Below are 10233 nucleotides of genomic sequence, written 5' to 3'. Positions count from 1 at the left end.
GCAAGCGACAGGCGAGATACGCCTTCAATCCGAATCTATCCTTGGCTGAGCAGTTCGAAATTCTTGCCGCATAATTGCACCCGAACCTGACCTCTTTGAGCTTCCAGTCAGCCGTTGCAACAAAACCCAAAATAGGGCTCTTGCTCGCTGTAGCCGAACGGCGGCCTCCCGAAGACGACACCAACAAGCGGATCAGTAGAAATCAGCTTGAAACCTTTTGGGCAACTCCTTCTACAGGCGTCATCTCGGCAGGGTTAGCCGGGTTGGCTGGTTATATCTTTCGAAATTAGGCCGTAAAGATGCTTCGCCGCAGGCAGTAATGTCATCCCTTTGCGGGTGATCATCGTAAAATGCCGGTACAATTCAGGCTCGATTATCCTCAGAACCTTGCAGTTCCTGACGCGTGAAATATCGGCGATAGAAGCGGTCAGGATTGCAATCCCGATGCCTGCATTTGCAAATGCAAGCAGCGTTTCCCCCTGTATACAGTAATATTCTACCGTGAATGCCAAACCCTTTTCTTCCGCTGCCTCGGAAATAATCTGATGCACTACTGTGTTTGGGTAGAACATGACTAGGGAGTGGCTCAGCACGATATCAAGGGCTATAGTTCCAGTGTCTTCACCATTCTGAATCCACTCATTGGGAACAACTGCAAGAAGCGGCTCGGCACGACCATATTCAAATGTCATCTCAGGGTCTGAGAGTTCGGGGCCGACGCCGAAATCCGCCTTGTCCTGCTTCAAGGCATTCAGGATCTCGGCCGACTTATATTCGCCAATGGAGACCTTCACGCCGGGAAAGGCATCCTTAAACGCCTTAATGATGTAGGGCAGGCGCGCCGCAGCGTAGGTGGGCGAACAGGCGATGCGAACATGGCCGCGCCGGAAATCGATGTCTTCCTTAATATGGCGAAACGTCATCGAAAGACCAGAGATCGACGCACGCGCCTGATCGAGCAACATCTTGCCGGCCGCCGTCAGTTCCACATGACGTGTCGTGCGCAGGAACAGCTGGGTTCCGGCCTGCGCCTCCAATTCCTTGATCTGCATTGAGATCGCAGACTGGGAACGTCCCATCGCCTTGGCAGTGGCCTGAAATGAGCCGAACTCCGCGACACAGACGAATGTACTGACGAGCTTGAGGTTCACATGGGCGAGATCGTGAACAGTTCGCGGTTTGATCATTATCGCTCCGGCCTCAGCTGGGCATGCCTACCCACTCCGTGATAGACAAGACCCCTCCCGCCTTCAAGCGGAGCGCGCGGTTCTCGCAGATTGGCGGCATTTTAGACGCCTGCCTTTTTCAACCGTGCCTTCGCCCATTTGAACATTGGCAACAGCAGCAGACTGGCCGAAAGCAGCAGAAAGACGACCGAAATTGTGCTACTGGCAAAGATGCCGATATCGCCATTTGACATGATGAGCGAGCGGCGCACATTCTGTTCCAGGATTGGCCCCAGCACCAGTCCAAGAAGAACGGGAACGGATGGGTAGCTGAATTTGCGGAACAGATATCCGAGTAGCCCGAACCCCATAGCCATGCCGAGATCGAAGAAGGAGTAATTCACGCTGAACACGCCGTAGACGACGATCCCCAGCACGATCGGGAAGAGATAAGCGGCGGGGATAAAGACCAGCGAGGCGAGGATCGGCGTGAGCAGAATGGTGAGCACGACGAGCATCAGGTTACCCGTGTAGAAGGTTCCGATCACCGGCCAGATAAAGTTCGGATTCTGCTCGAAAAGCAGCGGGCCGGGCTGAAGGCCGAGCATCAGCAGTCCGCCCAGCATGATCGCGGTGGTTCCCGAACCCGGAATGCCGAGGGTAAAGAGCGGTATCATGGCCGCATAGGAGGCCGAATTGTTCGCGGCTTCAGGGGAGGCGATGCCCTCGGGAGCGCCTTTGCCGAAGTTTTCGGGATGGCGCGAAATTTTCTTCGAGAAAGAATAGGAAAAGATCGTTGCCGCCGTTGCGCCGGCACCCGGCAACACGCCGACGACGAAGCCGATGACCGAGCCGACGATCAGGTCTTTCCATGTCTTGTACATGTCGCTGATGCGCGGCAGAAGCGCCCTCAGCGTATAACGCGCGCGGGCGACCTTGGGCGCGGTCTCATTCACGCTCGCCAGGATTTCCCCGACGCCGTACATGCCGATTGCGATGACGGTGAACTCGATGCCCTCCAGCAGTTCGAAGGTTCCGAAGTTGAAACGCGGCGAACCGCTGACGATGTCGAGCCCGACCGTGCCAAGCCACAGTCCCAGGCCGAGAGCCGCAAAACCCTTAGCCCTGTCTTCTCCACCGAGAGACGTGGAAAAGATCAGCGTCATCACCATGAGCGCGGTCATCTCGATCGGTCCGAAGCGCAGGGCGAATTCGGCGAAGGGTGCAGCGATGGCGGTGAACAGTAATATGGAAATGAAGCCGCCGACGAAGGAGGCGAAGGTGGCAATGCCGAGGGCGCGCCCGGCTTCACCGTTTTTCGCCATCGGGTAGCCGTCAAGCGTGGTCATCATGGCCGCGCTCTCGCCGGGAATGCCGAGCAGGATCGAGGTGACCGCGCCGCCGTACATGGCGCCATAGTAGACGCCAGCCAGGCCGGCGACGGCCACCGTCGGCTCGAAGGACACAACAATGGGAAGCAGGATCGCAAGGGCGGCTGGCGGTCCCATCGCCGGCAGCACCCCGATGGCGAGGCCCAACAAGACACCCAGCAAGGTGGCTAGCAGCATAGGGCCGCTGGTCGCCACCGAAAGGCCAAAGAAGAGATCAGAAAAGATTTCCATTTCCGGTCCTCAATCAAAAGAACCCGCGCGGCATCGGAACACCGAGGGCCTTGTCGAAGATCGCCCACGCCAGAAGCGTGAACGTGATTGCGGTGCCTCCGCCAACGCCGAGGCGCGCCAGCCTGAAATCGGGCGCAAGCGCCAGGAAACAGGCGAAGACATAGAACGGGGTGAGCGCGATCATGCCCACGTAAGGTGCAAGGACAATGAACAGCGCGGTGACGCCAATAAGGACGGCGACACGAGAGACCTCTACGCGGGTTCCAGGTCCGTCGGCATTCCCGGCACTGTCCTCGTCGAGAATCTTGCTCTCGCCACCCTTCACCTTTGAAAAAAGGGAAGTACCGGTGCTGACCAGGATCAGGGTACCCGCGATCGCGGGAAAGAAACCGGGTCCGGTTATCGTGCTGGAAAGGATGCCGTAGTCATAGGATCGCCACAGGAGGAACACGGCAAACGCCGCAAAAAGCGATGTGAAGAGTTTTTCGGCCGTAAGCACTCGCACTCGTACCTCCCGATGCGTGTTGCATGTCGATGTGCTCCGCAATCCGGCGAATGGCTGCGCCAATCGCATCGGCCTCCCGGAGCACATCGAATACGCTATTTCTGAATGGTTGTTAGATAATCTGCGTAAAGCTTGCTGATCTCGGGTACCCGGCGGGCGAATTCGTCCGCATCCCAATAAAGCGGCACAGAGTTATTACGCTCCACATACTGGGTTTTCCAAATATCGCTTTCTGAAACCTTCTTCATCACGTCTTCCCAGAATGCGACCGCCTCTGCCGGCATATCCTTTGGCATCACCACGCCGCGATAGAGCATCAGTTCGATGTCCGAACCGAGCTCCTTGAACGTCGGCACGTCGGGCAAGGAAGCAAGTCTTTCCGGCGAAGTCACTGCGATCGGATTCAGGCGGCCCGCCTCGATCTGTGCCATGACCTCGGAAGCATTCCCGAATTGCAGATCGATATGTCCGCCCAAAAGAGCGGTGGTGACTTCGCCGTCGCCGTTGAAGGGAACGGGGCGGACCTCGATGCCAAGTTCGTTGCCGAGCGAAACCGCCAGCAGGGCAGGGTCGGTTACCGGGCCAGTGTTGCCGATGCGCAGCACCTTCTTGGCCTTGATGTCATCCAGCGTCGCGATGCCCGATTTGGCTTCCACGACGAGAATGAACGGATCGCCCGCGATAACGGCGATGGGCTGGAAGTCTTCCACCTTTGCAGGCGACTGACCCATCAGCGGCGCAACAAAGAAGCTTGTCGCGATAGTGCCCATGACATAGGGGTCGCCTTTGCGCTGCGCCACGTAGTTGTAGGCGATGGCGCCGCCGCCGCCGGGCTTGTTTTCGACAAGCATCTGCGTGGAACTTAGTTTCCCTTCATTGACGATTCGCGCGATAGTTCGGGCAATTATGTCCGAACCGCCGCCGGGCGAAGACTGCACGATCAGCGTGACGTCCCGCTCGGGATAATCGGCTGCGATGGCGGAAGTGGCGAAGAGGCCGCAGGCCGCCATGGCCACGGCAAATATGGATTTACGCATTAATTTCCTCCCAAAGGTCTTATCGCCGGGGCAGCGCGTCACCACCGGCGGGTTCAGGCACTAGTTATTCCGTTTGTATTCCTTGATGATCCCGTCTTTCGGTTCGAGGCCGAATCCGGGTTTCTGCGACACGTTCAACCAGCCTTTGTCCGGCTGTGGAACCTCCTCGAAGAGCGCGTTGTAGGTCATCCACTTATGGAAGTGATACTCCACAAGGCCGCCATTCAGAACGCCAGCATGGAGGGCGATGTTGTGCGGGCCGTTGCCGTTACCGTGGCTGAGCGGCACATTGTAAGCACGGGCCTGGGCTGCGATTCTCAGGCTTGCGGTAAGCCCGCCGTCATTGTTGATGTTGGGCTGAAGATAGTCGACAGAGCCCGCTTCCAGATAATCGCGCGCCTTGTAGTGCTCGTTCTCGGCGGCGGCGACGCGAATGCTGGTCTGGCTGCGCAGATGCGCTAGATTTCGCGGCTCGTTATAGTGGACGGGTTCCTCGATGAACGTTATGTCCAGCTTTTCACACAGGTTACATAAGCGCACCGCGTCGGGAAGGGTCATGCGCAAATTGCCATCCATCGACAGCTTCACGTCCGCACCGACGGCCTCGCGCATCGCCGCCATCCTATGGTAATCGTCGATAGGGTCGGGGATCGCTTGGCGACCGACTGTGTTTTTCAGGTGTGTATAGCCGAGCGAGACGAGATGGGCCGCCTCCGCGGCCAGTTCTTCACGGCTATAGACCGGCGCCCCGTCATAGGCAGCGCCATGTGTGATATAGACCGGCACACGGTCGCGCGCGCCGCCAATCAGATGGTGTACCGGCCGACCGACCGCTTTTCCCTTAATGTCCCAGCACGCGATGTCGATCATCGCCATAGCCGAAATGAGCACCCGGCCCAACGGCCGCTCCCATGTATGGCGGTCGAAAAGCTGCGGAATACGGTCTGTACGGAACGGATCAACGCCTTCCTCGATAATGCGGGGCGCAAGGTATTTCTCGATCAGTTCGATCGCGACCGGATGTGTATATCCGCTCGTCGCCCAGCCGATGATGCCATCATCCGTTTCCATTTCGAGGAGGAGGGCGCCTTCCGTGTTGGGTCGATCACGATAGGGTGGCGGGGCGATCGGAATATCCTTCAGATCGTGAATAGAGATTCTTGCAATCCGCTGCCGAGGCGCTGCGACAGAAGTTTTGTAAAGCATGGTTTCGTTGAGCATCATGGCCTCCTACGTAGGCACAATAGCGATATGAGGCTCTCAGAAAATTGAATTAATCTTCAGGATTAATCAGAAAATGTGGGAGATAACTCATTAATGAGATATGAAGCCGGCGGCCGCGTAGAGGAGACGTGATGACTTACTCAGGACGTATGCAGAATGGCCGCTCTTGGAATGAAGTGACTTAGTGGCAAATAGGTAATCGATACCATTACGTCGTCACAGATTTTGCTCGAAAAGTCGCATAAGATGCAGCGTGGAACGCCCTTACCAAGGAAGTCCGGGATCTAGCCGTCGCCGCGGGCGATGAAGTCGATTGCGACGAGATAAATACCAGCGCCCGTCAGCCAACGGCCCGCTGCCAATAGGATGGTGGACGCAAGATCAACGCGGTGCTTTCGCCGCAGACATATGAGGTGATCGGAGAATGAAGGCAGTTTGAAACGCTGCTTGGGCCGGCCCGAATTGTAGTGCTTCGGGGAATAAACACCGGTCCGGTCCGTTTCTCCCCGGTCAATCGACCGGAGAACATCGATGTTTCATTTTTCTCACAACTCACGCTCAGTCCGGTTTCTTTGCCGGCCGGAAGATCATGGCGTTATCGCACCGCCAGTGGCGGCTAAAACCGTTCTGCCGGAATGGTTCCGCAAACTTCCGGCAATCGATTCCGGACAGATATCCACGACCAATAACGGTCTTACCGTCAAGCGTTGTATGCCCTTCCTCGACGCAATGATGACCGGCTGGATCCTGCCTCTTGCGGCCACAGTGCGACTTGAGATCAAGGATGACGGCCGCGCAGTGGATGCAGGCTGGGAATTCGACCGAACAATGGTGAGCAACCACGGCGCCCACCAGGTCGCCGGCAATCCCAAGGAACCCAGCCCTCCCTGCAAGTTCCACAATTATTGGTCAATTCGCACGCCACCCGGCTGGAGCTGCCTTTTCCTGCCGCCACTCAACAGGCCATCGCAACCTTTCGAGTGCGTCGCCGGCATCGTCGACACAGATACCTATACGGCGCACATACATTTCCCGTTTTTTGCCATTGCGCCAGATGGCTTGTACACGATCGAGAAGGGAACGCCACTTGTGCAGGTCATCCCGTTCCGTCGTGAAGATGCGGCACTCAAGGCAGAAATTCGTGCCGAGCGCGGCGAAGAAGCGAACGATCGCGAAACCGTCTATCGCAACACAATTGCAGGCGAGGGCTGGTATAGAAAATGGGCACGCGCCGCCCGGTAATAGCCATACGGTAAAATGAAAGGGGCCGGATCATATCCGGCCCCTCTTTTTGAGTTATGAGCTGGTTAGCGCCGCCAACCGCGCCAGCCACGATCGGAGCCGTTCGAGCTTGAGTTGGAAGAGCTGTTCGAACTCGAATTGGAAGAACCGTTCGACGATGAATTCGAGTTCGAGTTGCTTGAAGAATTCGAGTTGGAATTCGACGAGCTGTTGGACGATGAGTTCGAGCTGGAGTTGGAACTCGAGTTGGACGAACTGTTGCCGGCAACAATGAAGCTGCCGTCACTCTGGCTGACTGTCGTGGGCGACGGCCGCTCAATGTCAGCGGCTCCAAAGGGATGCTCCTTTGCCTGAGCCGCCGTACCTGCGAGAACCGTCATGCCCGCGACCAGGGCCGATTTGAACTTCCAGTGTCTTGTCATGATCGTTACTCCGTTTCCAAAACTGGACCAGTGGTTCCGGTCCGACATGGGAAACGGGCAACCTCCGCCTTTATTCCGCAGAGATGCAATCGACCGCCGGAATTAGCTCGAAGGCCGTTGAGGCATTGTTTGCAACGCCTTCAATTCTTCGTCGGCCGACATCGGCGCTTCGGCATGGATCGCCGAAAGATAGGCATCGAGCGCTTCGGTGGATGATGCCGGCGCATAGCCGTTGCTGTCGCCCGGCGCAACCACGGCAAAGCTTACGCGCCACTCATCACCTGCATGACAGGCGATCGAGATGACCGTGGATTGATCCGGCGAGTCGACTTCGAATTCGCGACAAAGCGCCTTCTGGCTATCGCGGAACGTCGCGATCAGGCGAAAGCGCTGGTTTGAACCGGGCAATTGGATTTCGTCGCCCGATTGCCTCGTTGCGAGCGCTTCGATCAGCGCCGGGCTGCTGACACCGGCAACCTGCAATCCTTCTGCAGGACGGCCATTGTTCGATGATAGCCAGTAACCGACCATGCCCCCCAGCACGGCTGCGGCAAAGGACGCGGCGATCGGCAATCGCCATGTTCGAGCTGAGAGTGGTTCGGCTGCCGGCTTGCGAAGCGGCACGACATTGCCTGCCGATTGTTCATCTGTTGACCGCGCGCGTTTTTTGTCGACCATGCGCTGGACGGCGTCAACCAGATGGTCGGGCACATCCTCTTCCAGCAGCGGCTTCATCGCGACTTGCGCCTGCGCGCGCGTTTCAGTGAAAAGTGCTACCCTGGCCAGCAGATCGTCGTCCGTCTCCAGCGCCTTATCGATCCTCGCCGCAGTTTCCGCATCAAGTTCGCCATCGGCGAAACGCATCAGGATCTCGTCGGAGAAATCTGCCTTGGTCATTTCTTCGCCCCTTTCATGACCTCAGAACGTTCAGTAGTCGCTGTTATTCCAGCCGCTTCCACCAGATTCTTACGCGCCCGCGCCAATCGGCTCATGACCGTCCCGATGGGGATGTCGAGCAGGTCCGACGTTTCGCGGTAGGACAGCTCTTCCACACAGACCAGGAGCAGCACTTCACGCTGTTCATCCGGCAGCTCGGCTATGGCCTGGGACACGCTCTTCAGGGCGAGACGTGCCTGCACTTCGCGCTCCCCATCGGATCCGGTCAGGTCGGGACGTTCCGATATTTCTTCCTGAATACCAGCCGTTTTTTGCTTGCGAATATGATCGATCCAGAGATTGCGCAGTATGCGGAACATCCAGGCATCGAAACGGGTACCCGCCTCAAAACGCTGCTCGTTCGCGAGGGCCCGTTCGCAGGCCATTTGAACGAGATCGTCGGCGAGATCGCGCGACCCACAGAGCGATATGGCGAACCGGCGGAGATTTGGCAGGAAGGCGACAAGCTGGTCTTGGACAGAATCCGCGCTTTCGATCATTGTATGGTCCGGTCTTTCGATGCCGAGGGAATAAAGCGCCGTAATGCCCGTTCTTTGCGATGCTATCCTTATTTGTTGGGTGGAACCGGGATGTCAACGATGAAGCGCAAGGGCGACATGTTCAATTGGCTGAGATGGATCCGAGCAAAACGTTTGCTTCTTGCAATCATGCTTGCCTGCATTCCGATTGCCGACAGCTCCCTCCTGCCGGGCTTTCTGGAGACAAAGCCCGCCTTCGCAGACGACGATGATGGCGGTGATGACGATGGTGGCCGCAGTGGCGCTTCCTCCCGCAACTCCGATCCATCAATCGGATCGCGCCGCTCCAGTGGACGAAACCTGTTTCGGGGCTTGCGCAACCGGTTCCTGCCGCGGGCGCAACGAAGTGGCGCTGCTCGTCCTTACCGCGCTCAGGCACCCCAACCCCCGCTACCCGTGCACACAACTGATGAGATTGTCGCGACCGGCCTTACCGCACAGCAGATCGATCAGCTTACGGCTTACGGCTTCGTTGTGCTCGATCACGCGGAAATTCCGCTGCTGGTTTCGGAGGTGGTCAAGCTGCGCAAACCATCAAGCATGTCGCTTGAGGCCGCGCGCGATCGGATACGCACCTTTGGGCCACCGTCGATAGCCGATTTCAACCATTTTTACCGGCCTGAGCAGGAAGCCATTCCCGAATGCTCTGGCCCTCATTGCGATGCGACAAACCTTGTTGGATGGCCCATCCGTGTGACTGGGCCGACAAATTGCGGCGGCGATGTAATAGTCGGCCTGATCGATACCGCGATCAATGCCGACCACGCCACCTTCGCGAAAGGTCAGGTCGAGATCGTTCGGCTGGTAGATGAGGAACTGCCGCAATCCGGTCGGCAACACGGCACTGCTGTCGCGGCCCTGCTTGTTGGCGCTGCGGACAGCTCCACGCCGGGTCTTATGCCGGGCGCGAAGCTGATCGCAGTCGATACATTCCAGAGTGCCGCTCGCCAGGACGACCGCTCCGATGTCTACGAGCTTATCCGCGCCATGGATCTTCTGGCGTCGCGTGGAGCGCACGTCATCAATATGAGTCTTTCCGGCCCGCAAAACATGCTGCTCGAACGGCTGGTGACGGAGATATCCGACCGTAACGTCGTTATCGTCGCTGCAGCCGGTAACAAGGGCCCGAAAGCCGACCCGGCCTATCCTGCGGCGTACCCGCAGGTCATTGCCGTGACTGCGGTGGATCGCAACAAGCGTGTCTATCGGCGCGCCGGTCGTGGCAAGCACATCGATCTGGCTGCACCCGGCGTGGAGATATGGACGGCTGCTTCCGTCAGCGGTGCAAGGCTTAAAACGGGCACTTCATTTGCGGCGCCGTTCGTCACAGCCGCAGCCGCTCTCCTTCGATCGAGCGGCCAAGGCATGACTAGTGCGCAGGTGCACGAGACACTGACTAAATCTGCGCAAGACCTTGGTGACCTTGGCAAGGATCCGACATTCGGTTGGGGCTTGCTTAACGCGAGCACACTGTGCGCTGCAAAAATGTAGGATCGGCGGAGCCGTCACGAAGCTCCGGCAGGTCTGCTGCAGAAAAATC

General features: G+C 57.7%; 10 protein-coding genes. 3 read left to right on the top strand and 7 right to left on the bottom strand.

Translation table 11 applies throughout. The features are described 5' to 3' along the window. Window positions 1-254: 254 nt before the first annotated feature. The 5 genes from WBQ96_RS27690 to WBQ96_RS27670 form a co-directional block, all read right to left on the bottom strand. A complete protein-coding gene (locus WBQ96_RS27690; protein WP_165121669.1) occupies window positions 255-1187 on the bottom strand; it encodes a LysR family transcriptional regulator in 933 nt (310 codons plus the stop codon). A gap of 101 nt (window positions 1188-1288) precedes the next feature. Continuing rightward, window positions 1289-2788, bottom strand: coding sequence for a tripartite tricarboxylate transporter permease (locus WBQ96_RS27685; protein WP_336556267.1), 1500 nt, complete (start codon window positions 2786-2788; stop codon window positions 1289-1291). 13 nt (window positions 2789-2801) lie between these two features. Continuing rightward, the gene (locus WBQ96_RS27680) at window positions 2802-3356 is read right to left on the bottom strand and encodes a tripartite tricarboxylate transporter TctB family protein (protein WP_337035956.1); all 555 of its coding nucleotides are present in this window, start codon (window positions 3354-3356) and stop codon (window positions 2802-2804) included. A gap of 32 nt (window positions 3357-3388) precedes the next feature. Continuing rightward, complete coding sequence (locus WBQ96_RS27675) at window positions 3389-4375, bottom strand: Bug family tripartite tricarboxylate transporter substrate binding protein (protein WP_312857952.1); 987 nt, start codon at window positions 4373-4375, stop codon at window positions 3389-3391. Window positions 4376-4390: 15 nt separating this feature from the next. Further along, the gene (locus WBQ96_RS27670; RefSeq protein ID WP_165121666.1) at window positions 4391-5554 is read right to left on the bottom strand and encodes an enolase C-terminal domain-like protein; all 1164 of its coding nucleotides are present in this window, start codon (window positions 5552-5554) and stop codon (window positions 4391-4393) included. A 531-nt stretch (window positions 5555-6085) separates the two neighbouring features. On the opposite strand from WBQ96_RS27670, the gene WBQ96_RS27665 reads away from it, so the two are divergent. Together WBQ96_RS27665 and WBQ96_RS27660 are read left to right on the top strand one after the other, a co-directional pair. Further along, the gene (locus tag WBQ96_RS27665; RefSeq protein WP_165121329.1) at window positions 6086-6796 is read left to right on the top strand and encodes a DUF6065 family protein; all 711 of its coding nucleotides are present in this window, start codon (window positions 6086-6088) and stop codon (window positions 6794-6796) included. Window positions 6797-6910: 114 nt separating this feature from the next. Then, the gene (locus WBQ96_RS27660) at window positions 6911-7150 is read left to right on the top strand and encodes a hypothetical protein (RefSeq protein WP_165121328.1); all 240 of its coding nucleotides are present in this window, start codon (window positions 6911-6913) and stop codon (window positions 7148-7150) included. A gap of 170 nt (window positions 7151-7320) precedes the next feature. Here WBQ96_RS27660 and WBQ96_RS27655 read toward each other — a convergent pair whose 3' ends face one another. After that, window positions 7321-8115, bottom strand: coding sequence for an anti-sigma factor family protein (locus WBQ96_RS27655; protein WP_165121327.1), 795 nt, complete (start codon window positions 8113-8115; stop codon window positions 7321-7323). Continuing rightward, window positions 8112-8654 carry an RNA polymerase sigma factor gene (locus WBQ96_RS27650; RefSeq protein ID WP_165121326.1) on the bottom strand — a complete coding sequence of 181 codons (543 nt, stop codon included), beginning with the start codon at window positions 8652-8654 and terminating at the stop codon, window positions 8112-8114. The genes WBQ96_RS27655 and WBQ96_RS27650 overlap by 4 nt, the downstream gene beginning before the upstream one ends. A gap of 99 nt (window positions 8655-8753) precedes the next feature. Here WBQ96_RS27650 and WBQ96_RS27645 point away from each other — a divergent pair, with 99 nt between their 5' ends. Then, complete coding sequence (locus WBQ96_RS27645; RefSeq protein WP_337035955.1) at window positions 8754-10184, top strand: S8 family serine peptidase; 1431 nt, start codon at window positions 8754-8756, stop codon at window positions 10182-10184. The last annotated feature ends 49 nt before the right edge of the window (window positions 10185-10233 follow it).

The sequence above is a fragment of the Mesorhizobium sp. CCNWLY176 genome, from assembly GCF_037153935.1.
Lineage (GTDB): Bacteria > Pseudomonadota > Alphaproteobacteria > Rhizobiales > Rhizobiaceae > Mesorhizobium_M > Mesorhizobium_M zhangyense.
The sequence above is the reverse complement of the archived record's forward strand: the minus strand, read 5'-3'. Positions and strand labels throughout refer to the sequence as shown.

Excerpts from the sequence above, each read along its gene's own strand:
- WBQ96_RS27690 (WP_165121669.1), bottom strand. The coding sequence starts at position 1,187 with ATGATCAAACCGCGAACTGTTCACGATCTCGCCCATGTGAACCTCAAG.
- WBQ96_RS27685 (WP_336556267.1), bottom strand. The coding sequence starts at position 2,788 with ATGGAAATCTTTTCTGATCTCTTCTTTGGCCTTTCGGTGGCGACCAGC.
- WBQ96_RS27670 (WP_165121666.1), bottom strand. The coding sequence starts at position 5,554 with ATGATGCTCAACGAAACCATGCTTTACAAAACTTCTGTCGCAGCGCCT.
- WBQ96_RS27665 (WP_165121329.1), top strand. The coding sequence starts at position 6,086 with ATGTTTCATTTTTCTCACAACTCACGCTCAGTCCGGTTTCTTTGCCGG.
- WBQ96_RS27655 (WP_165121327.1), bottom strand. The coding sequence starts at position 8,115 with ATGACCAAGGCAGATTTCTCCGACGAGATCCTGATGCGTTTCGCCGAT.
- WBQ96_RS27650 (WP_165121326.1), bottom strand. The coding sequence starts at position 8,654 with ATGATCGAAAGCGCGGATTCTGTCCAAGACCAGCTTGTCGCCTTCCTG.
- WBQ96_RS27645 (WP_337035955.1), top strand. The coding sequence starts at position 8,754 with ATGAAGCGCAAGGGCGACATGTTCAATTGGCTGAGATGGATCCGAGCA.